Genomic DNA, 25,355 nt, shown 5'->3' with positions numbered 1-25,355 from the left:
TTTGCGTCCTGTTATTTATGGTGGCGTTAAGGTGAAATTCCAATCTGCTAAACTGCGGTTTCTACATCAGTATGGTAAATTGGTGCAAGTTACTGCCGCATGGCACGGAACGCCAACCTTTTGCAGTGGCGAAGTCTGCTAGAATCGGTAGATATTTTTTTAATTAGATCAGCGCTAACAAAGCTTCACAACAAGGAAAGCAAATGAAGAAATTGCTCCCCATCCTCATCGGCCTGAGCCTGACGGGCTTCAGCGCGTTGAGTCAGGCAGAAGACCTGATACAGGTTTATAAGCAGGCACGTCTGAGCAACCCGGAACTGCGCAAGTCCGCTGCCGATCGTGACGCTGCATTTGAAAAAATTAATGAAGCACGCAGTCCATTATTACCACAGCTGGGTTTAGGTGCTGATTATACCTATAACAACGGCTATCGTGATGCGAATGGCATCGACTCCAATGTGACCAGCGGTTCACTCCAGTTAACCCAGACGCTGTTTGATATGTCTAAATGGCGTACCCTGAGCCTGCAGGAAAAAGCAGCCGGTATTCAGGATGTCACCTATCAGACCGACCAGCAGACGCTGATCCTTAACACGGCTACCGCCTACTTCAGAGTGCTGAGCGCCATCGATACGCTCTCCTATATTGAAGCGCAGAAACAAGCCATCTACCGTCAGCTCGATCAGACCACCCAGCGTTTTAACGTGGGTCTGGTGGCCATTACCGACGTGCAGAACGCCCGTTCACAATACGACAGCGTGCTGGCGAACGAAGTGACCGCGCGTAACGACCTGGACAACGCCGTTGAACAGCTGCGTCAGGTCACCGGTAACTACTATCCGCAACTGGCTTCCCTGAACGTTGAACGCTTCAAAACTGACAAGCCGCAGGCGGTGAATGCCCTGCTGAAAGAAGCGGAAAACCGTAACCTTAGCCTGCTGCAGGCCCGTCTGAACCAGGATCTGGCGCGTGAGCAAATTCGCCAGGCACAGGATGGCCACCTGCCAACCCTGAGCCTGAACGCCTCTACCAGCGTGTCGAATACCAGCTACAGCGGCTCCAGAACCAGCGGTGCCCAGGGTGGTCAGTACAGCGACAGCGATGTCGGCCAGAACAAAATTGGTCTGAGCTTCTCCCTGCCGATCTATCAGGGTGGTCAGGTCAATTCGCAGGTGAAACAGGCGCAGTACAACTTTGTCGGTGCCAGCGAACAGCTTGAAAGCGCGCACCGCAGCGTGGTTCAGACCGTGCGTTCCTCCTTCAACAACGTGAACGCCTCTATCAGCAGCATCAACGCCTACAAACAGGCCGTTGTCTCTGCCCAGAGCTCTCTGGATGCCTCGGAAGCCGGTTACTCGGTGGGTACCCGTACCATTGTTGACGTTCTGGATGCGACCACCACGCTCTACAACGCCAAACAACAGCTCTCCAACGCCCGTTACAACTACCTGATTAACCAGCTGAACATCAAGTCAGCGCTGGGTACGTTGAACGAGCAGGATCTGCTGGCGCTGAACGGCGCCCTGGGTAAACCTATCTCCACGACCCCAGAGGTTGTGACCCCGGAAAATCCACAGCAGGCCGCCTCTGCTGATGGCTTAACCGCCGCCGCTGCGCGTACCACCAGCAACTAATGCTGTTACCCGGCCAGGGCTATCCTGGCCGGGTATTATCGCGCTGTCCGACAAAAAAACGTAAGCCAACGTAAAGATCCCCCAGTTTCGCCCCCATCGCTTCAATTTCCACCACTCATCCTCTATTCTGAGCGTTATTTTCTGTGTTTTACCACTGGGTCTCGAAAGACGATCATGAAACGGACAAAATCCATTAATCACGCCACGTTCCGCAAAAGCTGGAACGCGCGTCACCTCACTCCTGTCGCCCTGGCGCTGGGCGCCGTGTTTATGCTGGCAGGCTGTGAGCAAAGCGACGAAACGGTTTCGCTCTATCAGAATGCCGATGACTGTGCCTCCGCCACCGGCAACAAGGCAGAGTGTACCACCGCCTACAACAATGCCCTGAAAGAGGCCGAACGTACCGCGCCGAAATATGCCAGCCGTGAAGACTGCGTAGCGGAATTTGGCGAAGGCCAGTGCCAGCAGGCACCTGCTCCGGCCCAAGCGGGCACGGCGCCAGAAAACCAGGCGCAGGCACAATCCAGCGGCAGTTTCTGGATGCCACTGATGGCCGGTTACATGATGGGCCGACTGATGGGCGGCGGTGCGGGTTATCAACAGCAACCGCTGTTCAGCTCTAAAAACCCAGCCAGCCCGGCTTACGGTCAGTACACCGATGCCAGCGGCAAAGGTTATGGTGCCGCACAGCCTGGCCGCACCATGAACGTACCTAAGACCGCCATGGCGCCAAAACCGGCGACCACCAGCACCGTTACCCGCGGCGGCTTTGGTGAGTCTGTTGCCAAACAGAACACCATGCAGCGCAGCGCGACCGGCACCTCAACGCGCTCAATGGGCGGCTGATAATGGAACGAGTCAGTATTGTTGAGCGCCCGGACTGGCGCGAAAAAGCCACCGAATATGGTTTCAACTTCCACACCATGTACGGCGAGCCGTACTGGTGTGAAGATGCCTACTACAAGCTGACCCTCGCCCAGGTTGAAAAACTGGAAGAGGTGACGGCGGAGCTGCATCAGATGTGCCTGAAGGTCGTGGAGAAGGTGATCGCCAGCGATGAGCTGCTGACCAAATTCCGCATTCCGAAGCACACCTGGGGCTTTGTGCGTCAGTCATGGCAGACCCATCAGCCGTCGCTCTACTCCCGCCTCGATCTGGCGTGGGATGGCACCGGCGAGCCGAAGCTGCTTGAGAACAACGCCGATACACCAACCTCCCTGTATGAAGCGGCCTTCTTCCAGTGGATCTGGCTGGAAGATCAGCAGAACGCAGGCCGTCTGCCGGAAGGCAGCGATCAGTTCAACAGCCTGCAGGAAAAGCTGATCGCGCGTTTCACTGAGCTGCGTGAACAGCACGGCTTTAACCTGCTGCACTTTGCCTGCTGTCGCGACACGGTCGAAGATCGCGGCACGGTACAGTATCTGCAGGACTGCGCCGCCGAAGCCGAAGTCGCCACTGAATTCCTCTATATAGAAGATATCGGGCTGGGTGAAAAAGGCCAGTTCACCGATCTGCAGGACCAGGTAATCAGTAACCTGTTCAAGCTCTATCCGTGGGAATACATGCTGCGCGAAGTCTTCTCCACCAAGCTGGAAGATGCGGGCGTACGCTGGCTGGAGCCGGCCTGGAAGAGCATTATCTCTAACAAAGCCCTGTTGCCGCTGCTGTGGGAGATGTTCCCGGACCATCCAAATCTGCTGCCGGCGTACTTCGCAGAAGATGACCACCCGCAGATGGATAAGTATGTCAAAAAGCCGATTTTCTCCCGCGAAGGCGCCAACGTATCGATTATCGAAAACGGTAACACCGTGGAAGCGGTAGAAGGTCCGTATGGCGAAGAAGGGATGATCGTCCAGCAGTTCTGCCAGTTACCGAAGTATGGCGACAGCTACATGCTGATCGGCAGCTGGCTGATCAACGATCAGCCAGCCGGGATTGGTATTCGTGAGGATCGGGCGTTGATCACCCAGGATCTGTCACGGTTCTATCCGCATATCTTCGTGGAGTAGCCTGTGGTGCCGGGTGGCGGCTTCGCCTTACCCGGCCTACATAACTCCGCAGGCCCGGTAAGCGCAGCGCCACCGGGCACTTTACCCCACCTGCACCGACAACATACTCAAACTGCCCATCTCAATGCCATCCACCGGTGTGGAAACGGACTCCTGACCATCCCACGCGCCCAGAACATAGAGCAGCGGCAGGAAATGTTCCGCCGTCGGGTTCGAGAGCGAGCCGCCTTCGTGCGCCAGATAGTTCACCAGCGGATGTTCTTCAGCCGGCCCCTGCCAGGTCAGGTTTGCTTTCACGTAATCGTTAAACGACGTTGCCCACGGATAGGGCGTGTTTTCTCCATGCCAGCGTGCGGTGCGCAGGTTGTGCACCACGTTACCGCTGGCTACCAGCATAATGCCCTCGTCACGGAGCGCGGCGAGCTTACGGCCCATCTCTAAGTGCCATGCCGCCGGTTTGGTGCTGTCGATACTCAGCTGCACCATCGGGATGTCGGCATCCGGGTACATCTTGATCAGCACGCCCCAGGAGCCGTGGTCAAAGCCCCACGCCTCTTTATCAAGGGTGACCGGGAGAGGCGCAAGCAGCTCTACCAGCCGCTGCGCCAGGGCTGGTGATCCCGGTGCCGGATAGTGCGTGTCGTACAGCGCCTGCGGGAAGCCACCAAAATCATGGATCGTTTTCGGCGTTTCCATCGCGGTAACGCCGGTGCCACGGGTAAACCAGTGTGCAGAAATCACCACGATCGCTTTCGGACGCGGCAACGTCTCTCCCAGATGACGCCAGGCGCGGGTATAGACGTTATCCTCCAGCGCGTTCATGGGGCTGCCGTGGCCCAAAAACAGTGCTGGCATACGAGAAGATGTCATGATGATATCCTTACACAAGCTGTCGATTTGATAGCTTTACCTTACCCGTTAACAGGATAAGATGAACTCTGATAACCATGATGAAGATCATCAGGAAATTTGAATGTAAGGGATCTGTAAAGGCGATTATACCCGCTCGCTTTACGCGCGTTTAGCCTTTAATATGAATGATAATCATTATCATAAGGAGAGGTGAATGTCAGTTCCTCTGATTCTGACGATTCTCGCAGGCGCCGCCACCTTTATCGGCGCCCTGCTCGGCGTGCTGGGCCAGAAGCCCTCTAACCGCGTGCTGGCATTTTCGCTCGGCTTTGCCGCCGGGATCATGTTGCTCATCTCCCTGATGGAGATGCTGCCCGCGGCACTCGGCACCGAAGGGATGTCGCCGGTGCTCGGCTACGGGATGTTTGTTTTTGGCCTGCTGGGCTACTTTGCGCTGGACAGAATGCTGCCCCACGCGCACCCGCAGGATCTGATGCAGAAAGGGAGTCAGCCCCTGCCCCGCAACCTGCGACGTACTGCGCTGCTGCTGACCCTGGGCATCAGCCTGCATAACTTCCCGGAAGGCGTTGCGACCTACGTGACCGCCAGTAACAACCTGGAGTTAGGATTCGGTATTGCGCTGGCGGTGGCGTTGCACAATATCCCGGAGGGGCTGGCGGTCGCAGGCCCGGTCTATGCCGCAACGGGTTCTAAGCGTAAGGCGGTATTCTGGGCAGGCATTTCCGGCATGGCAGAGATCCTCGGCGGGGTGCTGGCGTGGTTGATCCTCGGCAGCCTGATTTCACCCGTAGTGATGGCGGCGATTATGGCGGCAGTGGCGGGCATTATGGTGGCGCTGTCGGTGGACGAGCTGATGCCGCTCGCCAAAGAGATCGACCCTAATAATAATCCCAGCTACGGCGTGCTGTGCGGGATGTCGGTGATGGGGCTCAGTCTGGTGCTGCTCCAGACGGCAGGAATAGGTTAAAAAAAACGCCGGGTTAACCCGGCGTTTTTTATGATGCGTTATCAGCTGGCTTTGCGCTCTTGCGCCTGGCGATACGCCACCAGATCTTCAATGGTGACCACAGCCATGTTGTGTTTCACCGCGAAGTCGATGCACTCCGGCGCGCGGGCCATAGAGCCATCATCATTGGTCAGTTCACAGAGCACACCGGCGGGTTTGAAACCGGCCAGCGTGACCAGATCGATAGTGGCTTCGGTGTGGCCGCCGCGAGTCAACACGCCGCCCGGCTGCGCGCGCAGCGGGAAGACATGGCCCGGACGGTTCAGGTCAGAAGGTTTTGCACCATCGGCAATGGCGGCACGCACGGTGGTCACGCGGTCAGCAGCCGACACGCCGGTAGTCACACCGCTGGCCGCTTCGATGGTAACGGTAAAACCGGTGCCGAAGGCGCTGGTGTTGTTCTCAACCATCATAGGCAGTTCCAGCTGCTTACGACGATCTTCGGTGATACACAGGCAAACAATACCGCTGCCGTGACGGATGGTCAGCGCCATCTGCTCAACGGTCATGGTTTCGGCGGCGAAAATCATATCGCCTTCGTTTTCACGGTCTTCATCGTCAAGCACCATCACGCCGCGGCCTTCGCGAAGCGCAGCAAGCGCCTGCTCAACACGGTCAGTAGAGGTACCGAAAGAGGAAAGGAGCGTCTGATTCATGGTAAAAAAACCTCATTAAAATTATGGTTACCAGAATCAGGGCAGTCTTAGGAGCGCCGGAGTACGGCAAAAAAATAACGTGAGCGGGCCTCGCCCGACTGGTTCGTTACTCTCTCCCATCCGGACTTTAACCGTCGGCCCCGGAATTACACCGGATCTGCTGACCTTTGAGTGTGCACCCAAAGCGCTCGCGGGCTTTCAACATGGTGTTGATTTACCGCCGGTGGGGAATTTCGCCCCGCCCTGAGAATAAGCGGGATAACTATAACGCTAATGATTATGTTCGGCAACGCATAAGCTTCACACAATTCTGGTTTAAGGATCTCCGTAACGCGCTACAATGATTCTAAACATCTTTACTTCAAGGGAACTATGATGATCGACCCAAAAAAAATTGAACAACTTGCCCGCCAGGTCCATGAATCCATGCCAAAAGGCGTACGTGAGTTTGGTGATGATGTTGAGAAGAAGATCCGCCAGGTGCTGCAGGCGCAGCTGATGCGTCTGGATCTGGTCAGCCGTGAAGAATTTGACGTGCAGACGCAGGTTCTGCTGCGCACCCGTGAGAAGATTGCCCTGCTGGAGCAGCGCCTCACCGAGCTGGAAAACCGCAACGTTGTCGACGAAGTGAAACCGGCGCCAGCGATCCCACCGGTTGATAACGTGGAATAATTCACCGCAAAAAAACGGGCCTTTCGGCCCGTTTTTTATTTCTCGCTGTCTTTCTGGATCTTTTTGATGATGTTGGTGGTTGAACACCCGTCCTCAAAGTTGAGCACCATCACTTCACCGCCGTTGGCCCAGACCTCTTCGCTACCTGCGATCTGTTCAGGCTTGTAGTCACCGCCTTTCACCAGCAGGTCCGGCAGGATCCCGGCAATCAGACGCTGCGGAGTGTCCTCTTCGAAGGAGACGACCCAGTCCACCGCTTCCAGCGCGCCAAGCACAATCATGCGCTGCTCAAGCGGATTCACCGGACGGGTTTCGCCTTTCAGCCGTTTGGTAGAAGCATCGCTGTTCACCGCCACAATCAGGCGGTCGCCCAGCTTGCGCGCGTTGGCAAGATAGGAGACGTGGCCCGCGTGCAGAATGTCGAACACGCCGTTGGTCATCACCACTTTCTCACCACGCTTACGCGCGGCGGCCACGGCCACTTTCAGCTCTTCTTCGCTCATCACGCCAAAACCGGTTTCGGCGCGCCCACGCACCGCGTTTTCCAGCTCGATGGGAGAGACGGTTGAGGTCCCCAGCTTGCCGACCACCACGCCTGCGGCAGCGTTGGCAAAGTAGCAGGCCTCTTCGAGGGTATTCCCGGCAGCCAGCGTCGCCGCCAACACGCCAATCACCGTATCGCCCGCACCGGTGACGTCATACACTTCCTGCGCCTGGGTTGGCATATGCAGCGGCGCTTTGCCCGGTTGCAGCAGGGTCATCCCCTGCTCGGAACGGGTCACCAGCAGCGCGGAGAGGTCGAAGTCGGCGATGATCTTCATGCCGCGCTCAACGATCTCATCTTCGGTTTTGCATTTGCCCGCCACCGCTTCAAACTCGGAGAGGTTAGGCGTCAGCAGCGTCGCACCGCGATAGCGTTCGAAATCGGTGCCTTTTGGGTCGATCAGCACCGGCACACCGGAAGCACGCGCCAGCTTAATCATCTGCTGGACGCTCGCCAGCGCCCCTTTGGCGTAGTCGGAGAGCACCAGCGCCCCGATGTTGCCCAGCGCCTGGTTGATACGCTCGTGCAGCGGCTCCGGATCCACGCCTTCAAAGCCCTCTTCAAAGTCGAGGCGGATCAGCTGCTGGTTGCGCGACAACACGCGCAGCTTGGTAATGGTCGGGTGCGTTGGAACAGAAACGAAATCACATTTAACGTTCACATCCGCCAGCGTCTTGCTCAGCGCCCGCGCCGCATCATCGATGCCGGTCAGACCGACCAGACGCGAATGCGCGCCGAGAGAAGCAATGTTCATCGCCACGTTTGCCGCGCCGCCAGGACGCTCTTCAATGGTATCCACCTTCACCACCGGGACCGGGGCTTCCGGGGAAATGCGGCTGGTTGGCCCATACCAGTAGCGATCCAGCATCACATCGCCAACTACCATAACTCCAGCACGTTCAAACTCTGGCAGTGTTACTTTCATTCCTGACTCCAGAAAGATTCACAATTTGCGCGCGATAATATCACACTTGTTTTGTTACGCACGGTTCCACCAGCCACTTCTGCCAGCAGGCGCGCACCAGCTCCCGCTCGGCGTTAAAGCAGTCGAGCGGCAGATGGCCGGGCTGCTCCTGCAACGCCAGATGGTGCAGTTCATCGCGCAGCGTGGTGTAAGCGCGGGTGAGCGCCAGCGCCTCCTGTTCATCCATAATGTCGTTCTGCGCCAGCAGTTCCAGAATGCGCACATTATCCGACCAGCGGGTCAGCTTCGGTTTGGCGTGGGCATCACGCAGCACCAGATACTGGGTGATAAATTCGATATCGGTAATACCGCCTTCGTCGGCTTTAATATCAAAGCGATCCCGGTGCTTATTCCCCAGATGAGCGCGCATTTTTTCACGCATTTCGCGCACCTCGGTCTGCAGCGTCGGGCCCTCGCGCGTGGCGGTCAGCACGTCGCGACGGATGGCATCGAATTGCGCCTTCAGCTGCGGATCGCCATAGACCACCCGGGCGCGCACCAGAGCCTGATGCTCCCAGGTCCAGGCTTCGTTCTTCTGATACTCGGCGAACGACTCGGTGGAAGAGACCAGCATACCCGCCGCCCCGGACGGACGCAGGCGGGCATCCACTTCATACAGAATGCCCGACGACGTGCGGGTGCTGAACAGGTGCATGATGCGCTGGGCCAGGCGCAGGTAGAACTGACGCCCGTCGATCTCACGCTCGCCGTCGGTCATCACATCCACCGGGCAGTCGTGAAGGAAAATGAGATCCAGATCGGAGCTGTAGCCCAGCTCCCAGCCTCCCAGCTTGCCGTAACCCACCACGGCAAAGCCGCGTCCTTCGCGATCGGCCAGGTGCTTCGGCTGGCCGTAACGCGCCACCATCTGCACCCACGCCTGATGGACAACGGCATCAATAATCGCCTCCGCCAACCAGGTTAAGTGATCGCTCACTTTCATCACCGGCAGCGTTCCGGCGATGTCGGCGGCAGCCACACGCAGCAGCTGCGCCTGCTTAAACTGCCGCAGCGCCTCCAGTTGCTGCTCCTCATCCTCCTCCGGCACGCGCAGCAGATACTGGCGCAGCTCATCGCGATAGGCGTCGGTCGCCGTCGGCTGGTAAAGGGTGTTGGGATCGAGCAGCTCGTCCAGCAGCAGCGGATAGCGCGCCAGCTTGCTGGCGATCATTGGCGAGGCGGCGCAGAGGGAAATCAGGTGCTTAAGCGCGCCAGGGAACTCGCTTAACAGCTCAAGGTAGGTGGTGCGGGTGATGATCCCGCTGAGCAGCGGGGTCAGGCGCGACAGCGGCACCGGCGCATCGGCGCGGGAACAGACATCGCTCAGCAGGTGCGGCATCAGGTGATCGAGCACCTGACGTCCGCGCGGGCCAATGGCGCGCTTGTTCAGTTCCAGGCGGAAATCGGCAATCAGCGCCACCACCCGGTGACGGTCATCATTGCTGAGGTGGGCCAGCACCGGGGTAGTGTCGTCCTCCTGCAGCGCATCCTGCCACAGCTCGCGCCAGTGCTCGGAAAGCTCATCATCCTGTGATTCGCTCTCATCGTCGCCAATCAGGTCGTTAAAAATCCGGCGCACCGCGGCCATGTGCGCATCCAGCGCCCCGGTCAGCGCCTGCCAGTCGTCCAGGCGCATCCCCCAGGCGAGACGGGCGCGATTAAGCTCATCCCCCGGCAGGGTCTGGGTTTGTTCGTCGTTAATGCTTTGCAGCAGGTTCTCCAGCCGACGCAAAAAGAGATAGGCCTCACGCAGGATTTGCGCATCCCCTTCCGGCAGCAGATTCAGCTGTGCAATTGCCGCAAGCGTTGGCAGCAGGGAGCGGGATTGCAGCGACGGCTCGCGCCCGCCGCGGATCAGCTGGAACACCTGGACGATAAACTCGATCTCGCGGATGCCGCCCGCCCCCAGCTTGATGTTGTCTTTCAGGCCGCGGCGCCGCACTTCCCGGGCAATCATCCCTTTCATGTTGCGCAGCGACTGGATGACGCTGAAATCGATATAGCGACGGAACACGAACGGGCGCAGCATGGCGCGCAGCTCGCTGGCATAGGCGCCGTCGTTATCGCCCATGATCCGCGCCTTGACCATTGCGTAGCGTTCCCAGTCGCGTCCTTGCTCCTGATAATAATCTTCCAGCGCGGCAAAGCTCAGCACCAGCGGGCCGCTGTCGCCGAACGGACGCAGGCGCATATCCACGCGGTAGACAAAGCCATCCTGGGTGGGTTGATCCAGGGCCTTAATCAGCCGCTGCCCCAGGCGGGTAAAGAACTGGGCGTTGTCCAGCTCACGGCGTCCGCCGCGGGTGGCGCCCTTCTCCGGCCAGGCGAAGATCAGATCGATATCCGAGGAAAAGTTGAGCTCGCCGCCGCCGAGTTTGCCCATCCCTAAAATCAGCAGCGGCTGCGGGGTGCCATCCTCACTGCATGGCGTACCCCATTCACGACAGCAGGCGTCGTACAGCCAGTCGCGGGCGGCGACGATCAGCGTCTCCGCAAGGTGACTCAACTGCTGCAACGTGCTCTCTTCACTCACCAGCATCAGCGCCTGCGCCCAGGCGATGCGCACCATCACCCGACGGCGGAAATGGCGCAGCTCGCGCATCAGCGCGGCTTCATCGCTGACCTCTGCCAGCGCGTCGCGTAACCACTGCGCGTAGTGCTGCCACTCGTCCGCCTGCGGCGGCGCGGCCTCAAGCCCGGTCAGCCAGTCAGGATGTGCCGTAACGCTCTCCTGCACAAAGTCGCTGAACGCCAGCACCTGCCGGGCCTGCTCGCTTAATGACGAGGCGGGTAATGCTTCCGGCAGACGCTCACATACCGTCTGCCACTGCTGCTGTAAGGGTGAAGAAAGCGGCATCATTGGGGTTCCTTGCCTGCGTTAACGTTTTCCGCTGTGCAGCCAGAATGGCTCCTGCGAAATGGCTTCGTTGCGGAAATGCTCAATTTCAATGTGCTGGCGCGTCTTAATGGCATGCAGCAGCCCTTGCCAGTTCTCCAGCCATGCGCGGGCCACCGGGCCGTCATAGGCCCCTGCCAGCAGCAGCATGCTGTCGATGTTACGCGCCAGACGAATCAGCTGATCGCCATACTGATCCCCCAGCGGATGGGCGAACGTGGTTTTCAGTTCAGCGGCGTGACGGGAGAGGTGAATATCGGCGAAGCGCTTAAAGTTATCCGCTATTTTGCTCTGCGCCTTCGCGTCGAGGAAGGTGCGCCAGCCGCGTGTCACCAGAAACTCGGTCAGCGCCAGTTTCGCGGTGGCGGTTTGCGGGCTGTAGACCGCCGTCTCGACAGAGACATCCGACGCCATCAGGGTTTCAGTCTGGGTCAGCAGATCGCGTAAGTGAGCACTCGCTTTACGTGGCACAATGCCGCCGAACAGCGTCAGGCTGTGACGTACCAGCGCCATCGCCGCCAGCACCTCGGCTTTCGCCCCTTTCACGCCGCGGACCCACAGCTCCTCGTGATACTGCCACTGGCTCAGGGCCAGCTCCAGCGAGGCTTCAAACCCCTGCTCGATGGAGGATTTCGGCGCGACGCGCATAATCTCCAGCGGTTTCAGGGTGCGCGGTGCATTGCCCTGGGCCAGATGATAGCCGCGGGCGGCTTTGCTCAGGCTCCCCTGACGCAGACCGCTCTGGGTCACCAGCTTGCGGGCCAGCTTCAGCACGTCATCGGCGTGGCCTTCCAGCAGCTCAAGTTCCAGCTCGCAGATCGGCTCCTGGAACTCGCCCGCTTTTACCTCACCCCGGTCGAGGGCGATTTCAATGCGGCTTTTACCTTCGTTCACCAGCCACTTTTCGCGCCAGAAATCGGTGCTGAACAGCGGGCTGGCGCTCTCTTCCAGGCCCTCGGGCAGTTGGCCTTCCGGCCACACTTCCGCCGGGAAGCGCGCCAGATCCAGCGCAGGCTGGTCAATTTCAATATTGTATTCCGGGCGCTGATGCAGACCGCCCACCACGCGGCCACCAATTTTCATGGTCATCTCGTAGCGACCATCGACGCCGCGAATGCGCAGCCCCCTGTCATGGCGACGCAGCCACAGGTCCCGGGTTTCGTAATAGATGTTGAGCAGTTGCACCGGCTCGTGATGTTCAGCTGTCAGCTGGTGCAGATGGTTTTTCAGCGCGTCGACGCTCTCATTTTCAACGATAAACTTTAATTCGATTTCCTGAGCCATGGCCTTGTTCTTTTGATTGCAGCACTGCGGGGTAAATTTAGGCGAACTTACTCGCCACTTTTTTGTCAGTAGATAGTATTTTGCGCCAGATTGCCACGCAATGAGCAATTTGACGGGCGTAAAGCTTGTTAAAGTGGCAAACAGTACACGGAGGATTCCGAATGCTGACGAATCCTTTGCGTGGAGAAGCCGTTACCACTACTATCGTTCCACTTTTTATGAAAATAACGACTGCCTGATGCTTAAATTACGCCTAATCGGACTGACATTACTTGCTTTTAGCGCCGCAACAGCGGTTCACGCTGAAGAGAAACGCTACGTTTCTGACGAACTGAATACCTGGGTACGTAGTGGACCGGGTGACAATTATCGCCTCGTGGGTACGATTAATGCCGGCGAGGAAGTGGCGCTGTTACAGAGCAACGCAGACGCCAGCTATGGCCAGGTGCGCGACAGCAGCGGCCGTATCGCCTGGATCCCGTTAAAAGAGCTTAGCACCAGCCCAAGCCTGCGCACCCGCGTGCCGGATCTGGAAAACCAGGTCAAAACCCTGACCGACAAACTGACCAATATCGATGCCACCTGGAACCAGCGCACGGCTGAAATGCAGCAGAAAGTGGCCCAGAGCGACGGGGTGATCAACGGTCTTAAAGACGAAAACCAGAAGCTGAAAAACGAGCTGATCGTCGCCCAGAAAAAGGTGAGCGCGGCCAACCTGCAGCTGGATGACAAACAGCGCACCATCATTATGCAGTGGTTTATGTATGGCGGCGGCGTGCTGGGTATGGGTCTGCTGCTGGGTCTGGTACTGCCGCATCTGGTGCCGAGCCGTAAGCGTAAAGACCGTTGGATGAACTAAATCGCTATCTCTGCCACACTTACGTATTATTGCCATTTTTGATACGGGAGAGTGAGGCGTGAAGATTTATCTGGTCGGTGGTGCGGTTCGTGATGCGTTGTTAGGTCTGCCGGTCAAAGATAAAGACTGGGTGGTGGTAGGCGCCACACCTCAGGAGATGCTCGATGCGGGCTACCAGCAGGTAGGCCGCGATTTTCCTGTCTTTCTGCATCCGCAAAGCCGCCAGGAGTACGCCCTGGCGCGTACCGAGCGCAAATCCGGTGTCAGTTACACCGGCTTCACCTGCCATGCCGCACCGGACGTCACCCTTGAAGAGGATTTGCAGCGCCGCGATCTGACCATCAACGCCCTCGCCAAGGATGAACACGGCCACATCGTTGATGCCTATGGCGGCCAGTCGGATCTGCAAAACCGCATCCTGCGCCATGTTTCCCCCGCCTTCTCTGAAGATCCGCTCCGCGTGCTGCGCGTGGCGCGCTTTGCTGCCCGCTATGCCCACCTGAGCTTTCGCATCGCCGATGAAACGATGGCGCTGATGAGCGCCATGACCAGGGCGGGCGAGCTGGAACACCTTACCCCCGAGCGCGTGTGGAAAGAGACCGAGAATGCGCTCACCACGCGTAATCCGCAGGTTTACTTCCAGGTGCTGCGCGACTGCGGGGCGCTGAAGGTGCTGTTCCCGGAAGTGGACGTCCTGTTTGGCGTGCCGGCTCCGGCGAAGTGGCACCCGGAAATTGATACCGGCGTCCATACCCTGATGACCCTGAGCATGGCGGCGATGCTGAGCCCGGAGGTGGACGTGCGCTTTGCCACGCTCTGTCATGACCTCGGCAAGGGCTTAACGCCGCCTGAACTCTGGCCGCGCCACCACGGTCACGGCCCGGCGGGCGTGCGGCTGGTTGAACGGGTCTGCCAGCGGATGCGGGTCCCTAACGAGATCCGCGATCTGGCGAAGCTGGTCGCCGAGTTCCACGACCTGATCCACACCTTCCCGATCCTCAAACCGGCCACTATTGTGAAGCTGTTCGACAGCATTGACGCCTGGCGCAAGCCGCAGCGCGTGGAGCAGATCGCCTTAACCAGCGAAGCCGACGTGCGCGGGCGCGCCGGGTTTGAAGCCAACGATTATCCGCAGGGGCGGTTGCTGCGTGAAGCCTGGATCGTTGCGAAAGCGGTGCCGACAAAAGCGGTGGTTGAGGCTGGATTTAAAGGACCCGAGATTCGGGAAGAGTTAACAAAACGACGGATCCGGGCAGTCGCAGCCTGGAAGGAACAGCATTGCCCTCAGCCGAAAGACTGAGGGCGGGCAATCAGAAGAAGACCACGTATACCGCGGCCGCCACGATAAAGCGATAGATGGCGAACGGGATAAACGAGATGCGCTTGATCAGCTGCAGGAAGGTTTTGATGGCGATCAGCGCCACGATAAAGGCGGTGACAAAGCCCACGGCAAACATCGGGATGTCGCCCACGGTCAGGAAGTGATAGCTCTTGTAGAGATCGAGCACCGTGGCGCCCATCATCATCGGCACTGCCAGCAGGAATGAGAACTCAGAGGCCGCATAGCGGCTCACGCCCATCAGCATCCCGCCTGAAATCGTCGCCCCGGAGCGAGAGAAGCCCGGCCACAGCGCCAGACACTGGAAGCAGCCAATCATAAACGCCTGACGGTAGGTCATGTCGTCCAGACCCGGCGCGCGAGGCTCTTTCGGCTTCAGCAGCTCGGCGGCAATTAACAGGATACCGCCAACCACCAGGGCATACATGACGTTAATCGGGTTAAACAGCGACTTGATAGTGTCGTGGAGCACAAGACCCAGCACCACCGCCGGAATCATGCCGAGCAGGATGTGCAGCAGCGTTAAACGCCCTTTACCAGCACCTTCATGCGGCGGATGACCAAAGTGGATGCCAATCAGGCCGAACAGGCGACGCCAGAACATCACCACCACCGCCAGAATGGATCCTAACTGGATCACTACTTCAAAGGTTTTCGCCGTTTCGCCCTCGAACCCCAGCAGATGGCCGACAATGATCATATGGCCTGTACTGGAAACCGGCAAAAACTCTGTCAATCCTTCGACCACACCCAGTATTGCTGCCACCAGCAGGGAGTGCATATCGCTCATCAATTAACCCCTAAAAGACAGAAAAAAGGGCTACCCAGGGGGTAACCGTAAAAGGAACAGCTGTAAGACTGATTTAACAGGAATTGGTTTAACTATTATACCTTTAAATGTTTCCTTTCAGATTTTGGCTACGTTCGATAATGACCCCGACATTGGCTGCCCGCGCAACCGCCCCCGGCTTGCTGACTTTGATCCGCACCCATGGGGAGTTGAAGCGGCTGAGCAGCAGCTCCGCGACTTCTTCCGCCACACGCTCCACCAGCGCAAAACGCTGGCCTTCCACGTGACTGATGACCGCTTCACTCACGTCGGCATAGCTCAGACAGTCGTTCACATCGTCGCTTTTTGCCGCGGCAACGTTATCCCAGCCCATTTCGATATCGAACACGAGTTTCTGCTCGATGGTCTGCTCCCAGTCATACACCCCGATAGTGGTGATTACCGAAAGTTGCTCTATAAATACTATATCCATCACGACCTGCCTGGTTTTTGGCTAAACCGGATACCACTCCCGGCGAATTATGCGTATTATCCACAGATGCTAAGTACAAAACGACATTTTCAAAACGGAACAGCGTTATGAGTGCAATCGCGCCTGGAATGATCCTCCTTGCCTACCTTTGCGGCTCAATTTCCAGCGCCATTCTGGTCTGCCGTATCGCCGGGTTGCCTGACCCACGCGAGAGCGGCTCCGGGAATCCGGGAGCGACCAATGTACTACGAATTGGCGGCAAAGGAGCAGCCGTAGCGGTTCTGATTTTTGACGTTCTGAAAGGAATGCTTCCCGTCTGGGGCGCGTATGCACTGGGCGTCACGCCGTTCTGGCTGGGGCTGATTGCCATTGCCGCCTGTCTGGGCCATATCTGGCCGGTTTTCTTTGGTTTTAAAGGCGGAAAAGGCGTCGCCACCGCGTTTGGCGCCATCGCCCCCATTGGCTGGGATCTGACCGGCGTGATGGCCGGCACCTGGCTGCTCAGCGTGTTGCTGAGCGGGTACTCTTCGCTTGGCGCCATTGTGAGCGCGCTGATTGCACCGTTTTATGTCTGGTGGTTTAAGCCGCAGTTTACTTTTCCGGTGTCGATGCTCTCTTGTCTGATCCTGTTGCGTCACCATGACAATATTCAGCGGTTATGGCGGCATCAGGAGACGAAGATCTGGGCGCGGTTGAAGCGGAAGAAGAAAGAGACGCGGTAGGGTTATTCTCGCCTGGTAAGGTTTTTATATAGCTTGAGTGGAATCGTTCCGTTCACTCCTGGTCCTCTGCTTTCTGACTGCTTCTCTGCGGTGAACGTGTTAAGGGGGCTATCGCCGCCCCCTTAACAATCCCGGCTCCCGGCAAAGAAAATCGCCGCTTCGCGGTCCCCTCAGCTTATTCCCTTCGGCTTTCGGGTCGGGCGTGATCCTACATCCATGTAGGTCACGCCCTCTCGGCGCATCCCTGCGCCTCGCCCCGGCCTGCGGTCAACGCTTCGGCGATTTTCAGCCGGACCAGGTAACTCCTCAACCTCCTCAGCCGCCTGAATGTGGCACGGGTGTTGAGTCCCCGCTGAAATCGGCGAACCGGAGACCGGATGACAAGGGCTGGACGCCAGGGATGGCGGCCAGAGGCGAATCGAGACAGGATGTCGAGTTGAGCCGACCGCAGGCAGCAGGTCGTAAGGTGAGCGTAGTGCGAAGCACCGATTTCATTGCGGGGGAGCCGGGATTGCAAAGGGGGCGGCGGCAGCCCCCTTTGCACGTTCACCGCAGCGGGATACCCATAAAGCAGAAAAGCCATAGTGAACGGAACCCTTCCACCGCTGCCCCAAAATACTTCATCCCCGCTGGTAACAGCCCCCATCCATAAGCGACTCATATGACAGCCTTCATTTCCGCCAGGGCATACTAAAAAAACCCGACGGCGAGCAGATGGATAAAGCATGTCAGCAACTCAGGCGCATGAAAAAACAGTAAAAGGCTGGCAGGCATCCCTTGCCCTGCACTTTTCCCACTCGCCTGAAAAAACCCTCCTCCACTCTGCCCGCCACGTCGGGCCGCTCACCGTACAGCGCCCCTTTTATCCCGAAGGTGAAACCTGCCACCTCTATCTGCTGCATCCCCCTGGCGGAATTGTCGGCGGGGATGAGCTGGCGATTACCGTTCATCTTGCGGCCCATAGCCACGCGCTGATCACCATGCCCGGCGCCAGTAAGTTCTATCGCAGCAACGGCGCGCTGGCGCGACTGGATCAGCACTTCACGCTGGACGAGAACGCCATTCTGGAGTGGCTGCCGCAGGACACCCTTTTCTTCCCCGGCGCACAGGCTGCCCTGCGCTCGGTGTTCCATTTGCAGCGCAGCAGCACCCTGCTGGCCTGGGAGCTGTTTTGCCTGGGCCGCCCGGTGATTAATGAGCCCTTCAGCCACGGCCGTATTGAGAGCCGTCTCGAAGTCTGGCTTGAGGGTGAGCCGCTGCTGATCGAGCGCCAGCACCTGGCCGACGGCGATCTGACCCTCGTGGCGGAACATCCGTGGATCGGCACCCTGCTGTTTTACCCGGCGAGCGAAACGCAGCTGGAAGAGGCCCGCGAAGCCCTGGCACCGCTGGAGCATTTCGCTGGCGCGACCCTCACCGACGGCCTGCTGTCGGTCCGTTTTCTGGCCCATGACAACCTGATTTGCCAGCAGGCGATGCGTGAGATCTGGCAGCGCCTGCGTCCGCAGCTTACCGCCAAAGCCCCCTGCTCGCCCCGAATCTGGCACACCTGAGAGAAGCACGATGGAACTGACCCCCAGAGAAAAAGACAAGCTGTTGCTGTTTACCGCCGCGCTGGTCGCCGAGCGTCGTCTCGCCCGTGGCGTGAAGCTCAATTACCCCGAATCGGTGGCTCTGATCAGCGCCTTCATTATGGAAGGGGCGCGGGACGGGCAGACGGTGGCGGAATTAATGGAAGCGGGCCGCCATGTCCTGACCCGCGCGCAGGTGATGGAGGGCGTGCCGGAGATGATCCCGGATATTCAGGTGGAGGCCACCTTCCCGGACGGCTCCAAGCTCGTCACCGTTCACAATCCGATCCTGTAAGGGGGCAACATGATCCCAGGCGAATACCAGATACAACCCGGCCAGATCGTCATTAACGCGGATCGCGATACCCGGACGGTGATCGTCGAGAACCACGGCGACCGCCCGATCCAGGTCGGATCGCACTACCACTTTTTTGAGGTGAACCCGGCGCTCAGGTTCGATCGTGAGGCGACCCGAGGCTACCGGCTGAACATCGCCGCTGGCACCGCCGTGCGCTTTGAACCGGGGCAGAAGCGCGCCGTCACGCTGGTACAGGTGGCAGGCGCGCAGCGTATTGTCGGCTTTCGTGGCGAGGTGATGGGCGAGGTGGATCATGGCTGAGATTTCACGTCAGGCGTATGCCGACATGTTCGGCCCCACCACCGGGGATAAAGTCCGTCTCGCCGATACCGAACTGTGGATCGAGGTGGAAAACGATCTGACCATCTACGGTGAAGAGGTCAAATTCGGCGGCGGAAAAGTGATCCGCGACGGCATGGGTCAGGGGCAGATGACGGCGCAGGACTGCGTGGATCTGGTGCTGACCAACGCGCTGATCGTCGATCACTGGGGGATCGTCAAAGCCGATATCGGCGTGAAGGATGGCAGGATCTTCGCCATCGGCAAAGCGGGTAATCCGGACATTCAGCCCGGCGTAACGATCCCCATTGGCGCCGCCACCGAGGTGATCGCCGCCGAAGGGAAGATCGTCACCGCAGGCGGGGTCGATACCCATATTCACTGGATCTGCCCGCAGCAGGCGGAAGAGGCGCTGGTCTCCGGCGTCACCACCATGATTGGCGGCGGCACCGGCCCTGCCGCAGGCACCAACGCCACCACCTGCACGCCGGGGCCGTGGTATATCGCCCGCATGTTGCAGGCGGTCGATACGCTGCCGGTCAACATTGGCCTGCTGGGTAAAGGCAACGGCTCCAACCCGGATGCCCTGCGCGAGCAGGTTGCCGCGGGTGCGATTGGCCTGAAAATTCATGAGGACTGGGGTTCCACCCCTGCGGCGATCGACTGCGCCCTGACGGTGGCGGACGAGATGGATATCCAGGTGGCGCTGCACAGCGACACCCTTAACGAAGGCGGGTTTGTCGAGGACACCCTGGCGGCCATCGCCGGGCGCACCATCCACACCTTCCACACCGAAGGGGCGGGCGGCGGCCATGCGCCGGATATTATCACCGCCTGCGCACACCCTAACATTCTGCCCTCCTCTACCAACCCGACCCTGCCCTATACGGTCAACACTATCGACGAACATCTGGACATGCTGATGGTCTGCCACCATCTCGACCCGGATATCGCCGAGGATGTGGCCTTTGCTGAATCACGCATTCGCCGGGAGACCATCGCCGCCGAAGACGTGCTGCACGACCTGGGCGCCTTCTCGCTCACCTCGTCCGATTCGCAGGCGATGGGCCGGGTGGGAGAAGTGATCATCCGCACCTGGCAGGTGGCGCACCGCATGAAGGTGCAGCGCGGCCCGCTGGCGGAGGAGTCGGGCGATAACGATAACCTGCGCGTAAAACGCTATATCGCCAAGTACACCATCAACCCGGCGCTGACCCACGGCATCGCCCATGAGGTCGGGTCGGTTGAGGCGGGGAAACTGGCGGATCTGGTGGTCTGGTCCCCCGCCTTCTTTGGCGTGAAGCCAGCGACCATCGTCAAAGGCGGGATGATCGCCTGCGCGCCGATGGGGGACATTAACGCCTCGATCCCCACCCCGCAGCCGGTGCACTACCGGCCCATGTTTGGCGCGCTGGGCGCCGCCCGCCACGCCACCCGCCTGACGTTTCTCTCGCAGGCCGCCGCCGATAACGGCATCGCGCAGCAGCTGAACCTGCAGAGCGCCACCGCGGTGGTCGCAGGCTGCCGGACGGTGAAAAAGGCCGACATGATCCACAACGGCCTGCAGCCGAACATTACCGTCGATGCGCAAACCTATGAGGTGCGCATTGATGGGGAACTGATTACCAGCGCACCGGCAGAGGTTCTGCCGATGGCGCAACGCTATTTCCTGTTCTGAGGAGGACTCATGATCACCTTAACCCAACGCCTTGATCATCCCCATCCCGTTACCGCACACGTCACGCTGCCCATTGATGTGCGGGTAAAGAGCCGCGCCCGCGTGGTGCTGGACGACGGTCGCGATGCCGGGCTGATCCTGCCCCGCGGCCTGCTGCTGCGCGGCGGCGACCTGCTTGCCAGTGACGATGGGCGTGAAGTGGTGGAAGTTATTGCCGCACCCGAGCCGCTGTCGGTGGTGCGCTGCGCCGATCCGTTCCTGCTGGCGCGCGCCTGCTATCACCTGGGCAACCGTCACGTCCCGCTGCAGGTCATGCCCGGCGAATTGCGCTATCACCACGATCACGTGCTGGATGAAATGCTCCACCTGTTGGGCCTGGACGTCACTTTCGCCACTCTGCCCTTTGAACCGGAAGCGGGCGCTTACGCCAGCGAAGGGCATTCGCATTCCCACTCTCACGCTCATTCACATTAAGGATCAATCATGCGTAAGTTGTTACCCCTGCTTCTGCTGGCCTTCTCCCTGCCCGCGCTGGCCCATCCGGGACACGGCAGCGACAGTTTTCAGGCGGGCTTTTTCCATCCCCTGACCGGGCTTGATCATCTGCTGATGTTGACCGGCGCAGGCGTGCTCGCCGCCCTGAGCGGCCGCAGGCTGCTGATGCCCTTTGCCACTCTCGGCATGATGCTCACCGGCGCGATTGCGGGCAGCCTGCTGGGGGGCTTTAGCGGCATGGAGATGCTGATCATCGCCTCGCTGGCGGTGTGTGGCGTGATGATGTTCAAAACCGAAAACCGCCTGCTGCTGGCCGTGCCGGCGCTGGCGATGTTCCACGGCTGGGCGCACGGGGTGGAGATGGCAGGTCACAGCTTCTGGCTGTTTACCAGCGGCTTTATGCTCGCCAGCGCCGCGGTGCTGTGCGCAAGCTTTGCGGCAGGCCTGCTGCTGCGCCGTCACGACGGGCTGCGTAAAACCCTCGGTGGCGGGCTTATCGCCTCTGCCCTGCTGGCGCTGATGAGCTGATGGAGCCGTCCCGCCAGTGGTTGCGCCTGATGCAGCTCGCCAGCAGCAGCCTGCCAGTGGGGTCGTTTACCTGGTCGCAGGGGCTGGAGTGGGCGGTGGAAGCGGGCTGGGTCACTACCCCGGCAGCATTCAAAGCCTGGCAGTGTCAGCAGATGGAGCAGAGCTTTTTCTGCGTCGATCTGCCGCTCTTTTCCCGCCTCTACCGCGCCTGCGAACAGCAGGATCTGGCGAGCGCCGCGCACTGGACGGCGTACCTGCTGGCCTGCCGGGAGACCCGCGAGCTGCGGGAGGAGGAGCGCAACCGCGGGGCGGCCTTCACCCGGCTGATCAAAAGCTGGGAGGCGGACTGCCCGCCCGACTGGCTGGCGCTGTTCCCGCAAAGCCAGCTATGCGGTATGGCGTGGCTCGGTGTGCACTGGGGGATCGATCTCCGCGAGATGGCGCTGAGCCTTGGCTACAGCTGGATCGAAAGCGCGGTAATGGCGGGCGTCAAGCTGGTGCCCTTTGGGCAGCAGGCGGCCCAGCTGTTGATCATCGAACTCTGCGATCGCTTTACCGACGGGCTGGAGCAGGCGCTCCTCTGCCGGGACGATCAGCTGGGGGCGGCCACGCCGCTCTCCGCCATCGCCTCGGCGCGTCACGAAACCCAATATTCACGATTATTCCGTTCCTGAGGAGTCTCTATGTCTGAGTACAAACACCCCCTGCGTGTGGGCGTTGGCGGCCCGGTGGGGTCGGGTAAAACCGCCCTGCTGGAAGCGCTGTGTAAAGCGATGCGCGACACCTATCACCTCGCGGTGGTGACGAACGATATCTACACCAAAGAGGATCAGCGCATCCTCACCGAGGCGGGCGCCCTGGAGCCGGAGCGCATTGTGGGGGTGGAGACCGGCGGCTGTCCGCACACCGCCATTCGTGAAGATGCCTCAATGAACCTGGCGGCGGTAGAAGCCCTGAGCGAGAAGTTCGGCAACCTGGATCTGATCTTTGTCGAGAGCGGCGGCGACAACCTGAGCGCCACCTTCAGCCCGGAGCTGGCGGATCTGACGATCTACGTGATCGACGTGGCGGAAGGGGAGAAGATCCCGCGCAAAGGCGGGCCGGGGATCACTAAATCCGATTTTCTGGTGATCAATAAAACCGATCTCGCCCCTTACGTGGGAGCCTCGCTGGAGGTGATGGAGCGCGACACCAACCGCATGCGCGGCGAGCGTGCGTGGACCTTTACCAACCTGAAAGCGGGTGACGGGCTGGCGACAATTATTCGCTTCCTGGAAGAGAAAGGCATGCTGAAGGTATAAAAAAAGCCTGGCTTTCGCCAGGCTTGCCAATCATTTACAGGTGTTGTACTTGGATCCCTGCTCGCGCCAGGCGCCCCAGGTACTGAAGCCCTTGCCCGGCTCTTCCTGGCCCGGGTTGACATACCACTGGTTAAACCAAATCTTACCGTTGTGAGACACCTTCGTGCACTTCACCGGATAGGCAATTTTTGGGTTGTAGGCCGGCACGGTCTCTTGAGCCGGAGTGTCATCTTGCGCAGGCGTGGTGTCCTGGGCCGGAGTGTCGTCTTGCGCAGGCGTGGTGTCCTGAGCCGGAGTTTCATCCTGTGCCGGAACCGCCGGTTTGCTGACCTTGATGGTCATGCTGTCCTGCGCCGTGCGGCCATCGGCGCCGGTTGTGGTCAGCGTAAAGACCGCATCACCCTCGGTATTCGCCGGGATCACCGCATAGGCATGGGCGCTGTTAACGCTGCTGCTCAGGGTGCCATTCAGGTTCTGCTGCACAAAGAAGGTTCCAGCCCCTTTGGTCACGCTCCAGTTATACGATTTCGCATTCAGGCTCTTGCTGCCATCCAGCGGATAGGTTTTTACACCAGAGACGGGTGAAACCATCGTGTAATCCGCGCCTGCAGCAGCGGTAGGAGCTGGAAGGGTAGCGCTGCCGCCGTCCTTCAGCGCCAGAATGCGCGCTACTGCACGTTCCATATCAGGTTGAGTACCCACTTTTGCCGAATCACCATTTGCCAGCGGTGTACCAGTTTCCTGCAAAATCTGGCGCATTTGCACCGGCGTAACGGTAATACCATGCGCTTTTGCAATGCCTGACAGGCTTGCCACTACCCCCGCAATAATCGGGTTAGCAGAAGAGGTGCCGGAGAAGGAGTCCGTATACTGGGCGTTTGCCACATTATACAGAGCGCCATAGCCAGTCGTTACCACATCCCAGCATCCCCATGCGGAGCTGGTTACACGCGAACCATAGGTACTAAATGAGGCTTTTTTTCCATCTTTAGCGCAGAGTGCACCGGCGATAATGGCGCCAGAATCGCGAACGTTAACATCAAATTTTCCATTAAAAGCACTGTGATCGAGGTTAACGTTGCCGTTACCAGCCGCTTCAATAACGTATACGCCTTTATCCGTCAGCGCCTTGATAACATCGTAGTAACTGCTGGCATTTTCCTGCGGCACGTAACAGTCTTTAGTACATCCCGTGATTTCGCCGCCGCCGGTCTGCATCCCAATCTGTACGACATCCCCTGCTTTCAGCAACGGGATCATGTTATAGAGGTTGTTGTACTGCCAGTCGTTAAAGCCCACGCGGCTTTTCCAGCTGAGCCCGCGCACACCACCACCAATATCTTTTGCCGCCATGATACCCACAGAAGCTGTATCATGATCGTCGTAATATTTGTTGCTACCCTTAATTAACTCTGGTTTCGGCAGGTTTATATGGTTGACGTTCCAGATGTCGTTTTCCATGGAAATAATGGTCACGCCTTCGCCGTCATTACCCGGATATTTATTTACGCTGTCACGGTTGACGCCGCCCATATAATATCCTGAACGTTTGTCTGTAGGCGATTTTGTATAGTACTGGAGGTGACGAAAATCAGGTACTGTCGATGCGCCAACGGTGCTTTGCACGGTCGATTTCAGCAACGGTTTACTTTGCAGCGCCTCACCGTGATATTTATCCAGAGTGGTAGGGACACTTTCTGGATAGACAATTTCAATGTTCTGATTATGCTCCAGCTCAGCGATAATATTATTTATGTATTTTTTATCCTTACTTTTTTCTTCAGGTAATGCGATACGTAAATAACGGTCAAAACCGTAGCGCGCGTTGAGTTGTGCAAATTCATCAGACTGGGTGCTACGCAAGTTGTTCGGGCGGAATACGTTGACAGGAACCAGAGATGGATCGCTTAACGTTAACTTACTCGAGGTCGATGTGGTCGTTGCCTGACTGGTAGACTTCAGTAAGGGTTTACTGGCCTTCATTTTAACCACAACCGCGATATAGGACTCGCCATCATGGGCAAATTCGACCTGGGGTGCTGTTCCAGCATAAGCAGAGCAAGTGACCGCAGCGCCGATCAAGAGAGAGAGCATACTTTTTTTCATTTTGCCAACGTTCCTTAATGACATTTATTAATGTGAAATTCCTTTATTCACAATGAAAGAAAATCATCGGCCTGCCAATAAGAGCGCTCTTTGGATAAATAAGAAAGTTCCCTTACGGATACATCCCGGGGAAAAATAAATTATATGGGATATGTCAATCATTACGGCGGATAAAAATATCCAAATTAATCTACGAAGGAGTTTAAAAGCGCGGAAATAACGGCAAAAAGAATAGCAGAAACGCCAGCGCAAGGCATTTTTAATATTAAAAATATCTTTCAAAGCATAATTACTAATATTTACGCCGCGGTAAAATTGA

At 58.4% G+C, this 25,355-nt stretch carries 24 protein-coding genes and 1 riboswitch; of the genes, 16 read left to right on the top strand and 8 right to left on the bottom strand.

The window, feature by feature from the left end; genetic code table 11:
* The first annotated feature begins 203 nt into the window (after window positions 1–203).
* The 3 genes from tolC (at window position 204) to DVA44_RS03480 (ending at window position 3,643) form a co-directional block, all read left to right on the top strand.
* Window positions 204–1,634, top strand: a complete 1,431-nt coding sequence (gene tolC, locus DVA44_RS03490; protein WP_114385740.1) for an outer membrane channel protein TolC — start codon at window positions 204–206, stop codon at window positions 1,632–1,634.
* 174 nt (window positions 1,635–1,808) lie between these two features.
* Entirely contained in the window at window positions 1,809–2,480 is a 672-nt protein-coding gene (locus tag DVA44_RS03485; protein ID WP_103822876.1) for a DUF1190 family protein, read from the top strand.
* Window positions 2,481–2,482: 2 nt separating this feature from the next.
* Window positions 2,483–3,643 (top strand): glutathionylspermidine synthase family protein, encoded by a 1,161-nt coding sequence (locus tag DVA44_RS03480; RefSeq protein ID WP_114385739.1) that lies wholly within the window; start codon window positions 2,483–2,485, stop codon window positions 3,641–3,643.
* A gap of 81 nt (window positions 3,644–3,724) precedes the next feature.
* On the opposite strand, the gene ygiD is transcribed toward DVA44_RS03480, so the two are convergent.
* Window positions 3,725–4,513: a 4,5-DOPA dioxygenase extradiol gene (gene ygiD, locus DVA44_RS03475; protein WP_103822878.1), complete on the bottom strand. Its 789-nt coding sequence runs from the start codon at window positions 4,511–4,513 to the stop codon at window positions 3,725–3,727.
* A gap of 196 nt (window positions 4,514–4,709) precedes the next feature.
* Here ygiD and zupT point away from each other — a divergent pair, with 196 nt between their 5' ends.
* Window positions 4,710–5,483, top strand: a complete 774-nt coding sequence (gene zupT / locus DVA44_RS03470; RefSeq protein WP_114316775.1) for a zinc transporter ZupT — start codon at window positions 4,710–4,712, stop codon at window positions 5,481–5,483.
* Window positions 5,484–5,524: 41 nt separating this feature from the next.
* On the opposite strand, the gene ribB is transcribed toward zupT, so the two are convergent.
* Window positions 5,525–6,178, bottom strand: coding sequence for a 3,4-dihydroxy-2-butanone-4-phosphate synthase (ribB, locus tag DVA44_RS03465; RefSeq protein ID WP_103822880.1), 654 nt, complete (start codon window positions 6,176–6,178; stop codon window positions 5,525–5,527).
* Between the two features lie 104 nt (window positions 6,179–6,282).
* A riboswitch (FMN riboswitch) is annotated at window positions 6,283–6,433 on the bottom strand.
* 120 nt (window positions 6,434–6,553) lie between these two features.
* Between ribB and DVA44_RS03460 the strand changes: the two genes are divergently transcribed.
* Entirely contained in the window at window positions 6,554–6,850 is a 297-nt protein-coding gene (locus DVA44_RS03460) for an accessory factor UbiK family protein (protein WP_103822881.1), read from the top strand.
* 35 nt (window positions 6,851–6,885) lie between these two features.
* On the opposite strand, the gene hldE is transcribed toward DVA44_RS03460, so the two are convergent.
* Genes hldE through DVA44_RS03445 form a run of 3 tightly spaced genes read right to left on the bottom strand, consistent with a single transcriptional unit; the run spans window position 6,886 to window position 12,538 of the window.
* Window positions 6,886–8,319 (bottom strand): bifunctional D-glycero-beta-D-manno-heptose-7-phosphate kinase/D-glycero-beta-D-manno-heptose 1-phosphate adenylyltransferase HldE, encoded by a 1,434-nt coding sequence (gene hldE, locus DVA44_RS03455; RefSeq protein WP_103822882.1) that lies wholly within the window; start codon window positions 8,317–8,319, stop codon window positions 6,886–6,888.
* Between the two features lie 40 nt (window positions 8,320–8,359).
* Window positions 8,360–11,218 (bottom strand): bifunctional [glutamate--ammonia ligase]-adenylyl-L-tyrosine phosphorylase/[glutamate--ammonia-ligase] adenylyltransferase, encoded by a 2,859-nt coding sequence (glnE, locus tag DVA44_RS03450; protein ID WP_114385738.1) that lies wholly within the window; start codon window positions 11,216–11,218, stop codon window positions 8,360–8,362.
* Window positions 11,219–11,236: 18 nt separating this feature from the next.
* Entirely contained in the window at window positions 11,237–12,538 is a 1,302-nt protein-coding gene (locus tag DVA44_RS03445; RefSeq protein WP_114385737.1) for an inorganic triphosphatase, read from the bottom strand.
* A 238-nt stretch (window positions 12,539–12,776) separates the two neighbouring features.
* Between DVA44_RS03445 and DVA44_RS03440 the strand changes: the two genes are divergently transcribed.
* Both DVA44_RS03440 and DVA44_RS03435 read left to right on the top strand, forming a co-directional pair.
* Window positions 12,777–13,397: a TIGR04211 family SH3 domain-containing protein gene (locus DVA44_RS03440; protein ID WP_103822885.1), complete on the top strand. Its 621-nt coding sequence runs from the start codon at window positions 12,777–12,779 to the stop codon at window positions 13,395–13,397.
* 58 nt (window positions 13,398–13,455) lie between these two features.
* A complete protein-coding gene (locus DVA44_RS03435) occupies window positions 13,456–14,697 on the top strand; it encodes a multifunctional CCA addition/repair protein (RefSeq protein WP_114385736.1) in 1,242 nt (413 codons plus the stop codon).
* A 10-nt stretch (window positions 14,698–14,707) separates the two neighbouring features.
* Here DVA44_RS03435 and bacA read toward each other — a convergent pair whose 3' ends face one another.
* Together bacA and folB are read right to left on the bottom strand one after the other, a co-directional pair.
* A complete protein-coding gene (bacA, locus tag DVA44_RS03430; protein WP_114385735.1) occupies window positions 14,708–15,526 on the bottom strand; it encodes an undecaprenyl-diphosphate phosphatase in 819 nt (272 codons plus the stop codon).
* Between the two features lie 103 nt (window positions 15,527–15,629).
* Complete coding sequence (folB, locus tag DVA44_RS03425; protein WP_114385734.1) at window positions 15,630–15,998, bottom strand: bifunctional dihydroneopterin aldolase/7,8-dihydroneopterin epimerase; 369 nt, start codon at window positions 15,996–15,998, stop codon at window positions 15,630–15,632.
* A 107-nt stretch (window positions 15,999–16,105) separates the two neighbouring features.
* On the opposite strand from folB, the gene plsY reads away from it, so the two are divergent.
* The 9 genes from plsY (at window position 16,106) to ureG (ending at window position 22,930) form a co-directional block, all read left to right on the top strand.
* Window positions 16,106–16,720, top strand: a complete 615-nt coding sequence (gene plsY / locus DVA44_RS03420; protein WP_114316766.1) for a glycerol-3-phosphate 1-O-acyltransferase PlsY — start codon at window positions 16,106–16,108, stop codon at window positions 16,718–16,720.
* A gap of 725 nt (window positions 16,721–17,445) precedes the next feature.
* Entirely contained in the window at window positions 17,446–18,273 is an 828-nt protein-coding gene (locus DVA44_RS03410; protein ID WP_114385733.1) for an urease accessory protein UreD, read from the top strand.
* Between the two features lie 10 nt (window positions 18,274–18,283).
* A complete protein-coding gene (locus tag DVA44_RS03405) occupies window positions 18,284–18,586 on the top strand; it encodes an urease subunit gamma (RefSeq protein ID WP_039031754.1) in 303 nt (100 codons plus the stop codon).
* Between the two features lie 9 nt (window positions 18,587–18,595).
* On the top strand, window positions 18,596–18,910 hold the full coding sequence (locus DVA44_RS03400) for an urease subunit beta (protein ID WP_114385732.1): 315 nt from the start codon (window positions 18,596–18,598) through the stop codon (window positions 18,908–18,910).
* Window positions 18,903–20,606 (top strand): urease subunit alpha, encoded by a 1,704-nt coding sequence (gene ureC, locus DVA44_RS03395; protein WP_114385731.1) that lies wholly within the window; start codon window positions 18,903–18,905, stop codon window positions 20,604–20,606. The genes DVA44_RS03400 and ureC overlap by 8 nt, the downstream gene beginning before the upstream one ends.
* A gap of 9 nt (window positions 20,607–20,615) precedes the next feature.
* Window positions 20,616–21,080 carry an urease accessory protein UreE gene (ureE, locus tag DVA44_RS03390; protein ID WP_114385730.1) on the top strand — a complete coding sequence of 155 codons (465 nt, stop codon included), beginning with the start codon at window positions 20,616–20,618 and terminating at the stop codon, window positions 21,078–21,080.
* A gap of 9 nt (window positions 21,081–21,089) precedes the next feature.
* Window positions 21,090–21,629 carry a HupE/UreJ family protein gene (locus DVA44_RS03385; RefSeq protein ID WP_114385729.1) on the top strand — a complete coding sequence of 180 codons (540 nt, stop codon included), beginning with the start codon at window positions 21,090–21,092 and terminating at the stop codon, window positions 21,627–21,629.
* A complete protein-coding gene (locus tag DVA44_RS03380; RefSeq protein WP_114385728.1) occupies window positions 21,629–22,303 on the top strand; it encodes an urease accessory protein UreF in 675 nt (224 codons plus the stop codon). The genes DVA44_RS03385 and DVA44_RS03380 overlap by 1 nt, the downstream gene beginning before the upstream one ends.
* 9 nt (window positions 22,304–22,312) lie before the next feature.
* Window positions 22,313–22,930 carry an urease accessory protein UreG gene (gene ureG, locus DVA44_RS03375; RefSeq protein ID WP_114385727.1) on the top strand — a complete coding sequence of 206 codons (618 nt, stop codon included), beginning with the start codon at window positions 22,313–22,315 and terminating at the stop codon, window positions 22,928–22,930.
* A gap of 30 nt (window positions 22,931–22,960) precedes the next feature.
* On the opposite strand, the gene DVA44_RS03370 is transcribed toward ureG, so the two are convergent.
* On the bottom strand, window positions 22,961–25,036 hold the full coding sequence (locus DVA44_RS03370) for a S8 family serine peptidase (RefSeq protein WP_114385726.1): 2,076 nt from the start codon (window positions 25,034–25,036) through the stop codon (window positions 22,961–22,963).
* Window positions 25,037–25,355 lie beyond the last annotated feature (319 nt).

The organism is Leclercia sp. W17, assembly GCF_003336325.1.
Taxonomy (GTDB): Bacteria; Pseudomonadota; Gammaproteobacteria; order Enterobacterales; family Enterobacteriaceae; genus Enterobacter.
This window is presented reverse-complemented; position numbering and strand designations above follow the sequence as displayed.

Bases quoted from the DNA above. Each gene is read 5' to 3' on its own strand.
- tolC (WP_114385740.1), top strand. From the start codon at position 204: ATGAAGAAATTGCTCCCCATCCTCATCGGCCTGAGCCTGACGGGCTTC.
- DVA44_RS03485 (WP_103822876.1), top strand. From the start codon at position 1,809: ATGAAACGGACAAAATCCATTAATCACGCCACGTTCCGCAAAAGCTGG.
- DVA44_RS03480 (WP_114385739.1), top strand. From the start codon at position 2,483: ATGGAACGAGTCAGTATTGTTGAGCGCCCGGACTGGCGCGAAAAAGCC.
- ygiD (WP_103822878.1), bottom strand. From the start codon at position 4,513: ATGACATCTTCTCGTATGCCAGCACTGTTTTTGGGCCACGGCAGCCCC.
- zupT (WP_114316775.1), top strand. From the start codon at position 4,710: ATGTCAGTTCCTCTGATTCTGACGATTCTCGCAGGCGCCGCCACCTTT.
- ribB (WP_103822880.1), bottom strand. From the start codon at position 6,178: ATGAATCAGACGCTCCTTTCCTCTTTCGGTACCTCTACTGACCGTGTT.
- DVA44_RS03460 (WP_103822881.1), top strand. From the start codon at position 6,554: ATGATCGACCCAAAAAAAATTGAACAACTTGCCCGCCAGGTCCATGAA.
- hldE (WP_103822882.1), bottom strand. From the start codon at position 8,319: ATGAAAGTAACACTGCCAGAGTTTGAACGTGCTGGAGTTATGGTAGTT.
- glnE (WP_114385738.1), bottom strand. From the start codon at position 11,218: ATGATGCCGCTTTCTTCACCCTTACAGCAGCAGTGGCAGACGGTATGT.
- DVA44_RS03445 (WP_114385737.1), bottom strand. From the start codon at position 12,538: ATGGCTCAGGAAATCGAATTAAAGTTTATCGTTGAAAATGAGAGCGTC.
- DVA44_RS03440 (WP_103822885.1), top strand. From the start codon at position 12,777: ATGCTTAAATTACGCCTAATCGGACTGACATTACTTGCTTTTAGCGCC.
- bacA (WP_114385735.1), bottom strand. From the start codon at position 15,526: ATGAGCGATATGCACTCCCTGCTGGTGGCAGCAATACTGGGTGTGGTC.
- folB (WP_114385734.1), bottom strand. From the start codon at position 15,998: ATGGATATAGTATTTATAGAGCAACTTTCGGTAATCACCACTATCGGG.
- plsY (WP_114316766.1), top strand. From the start codon at position 16,106: ATGAGTGCAATCGCGCCTGGAATGATCCTCCTTGCCTACCTTTGCGGC.
- DVA44_RS03410 (WP_114385733.1), top strand. From the start codon at position 17,446: ATGTCAGCAACTCAGGCGCATGAAAAAACAGTAAAAGGCTGGCAGGCA.
- DVA44_RS03405 (WP_039031754.1), top strand. From the start codon at position 18,284: ATGGAACTGACCCCCAGAGAAAAAGACAAGCTGTTGCTGTTTACCGCC.
- DVA44_RS03400 (WP_114385732.1), top strand. From the start codon at position 18,596: ATGATCCCAGGCGAATACCAGATACAACCCGGCCAGATCGTCATTAAC.
- ureC (WP_114385731.1), top strand. From the start codon at position 18,903: ATGGCTGAGATTTCACGTCAGGCGTATGCCGACATGTTCGGCCCCACC.
- ureE (WP_114385730.1), top strand. From the start codon at position 20,616: ATGATCACCTTAACCCAACGCCTTGATCATCCCCATCCCGTTACCGCA.
- DVA44_RS03385 (WP_114385729.1), top strand. From the start codon at position 21,090: ATGCGTAAGTTGTTACCCCTGCTTCTGCTGGCCTTCTCCCTGCCCGCG.
- DVA44_RS03380 (WP_114385728.1), top strand. From the start codon at position 21,629: ATGGAGCCGTCCCGCCAGTGGTTGCGCCTGATGCAGCTCGCCAGCAGC.
- ureG (WP_114385727.1), top strand. From the start codon at position 22,313: ATGTCTGAGTACAAACACCCCCTGCGTGTGGGCGTTGGCGGCCCGGTG.
- DVA44_RS03370 (WP_114385726.1), bottom strand. From the start codon at position 25,036: ATGAAAAAAAGTATGCTCTCTCTCTTGATCGGCGCTGCGGTCACTTGC.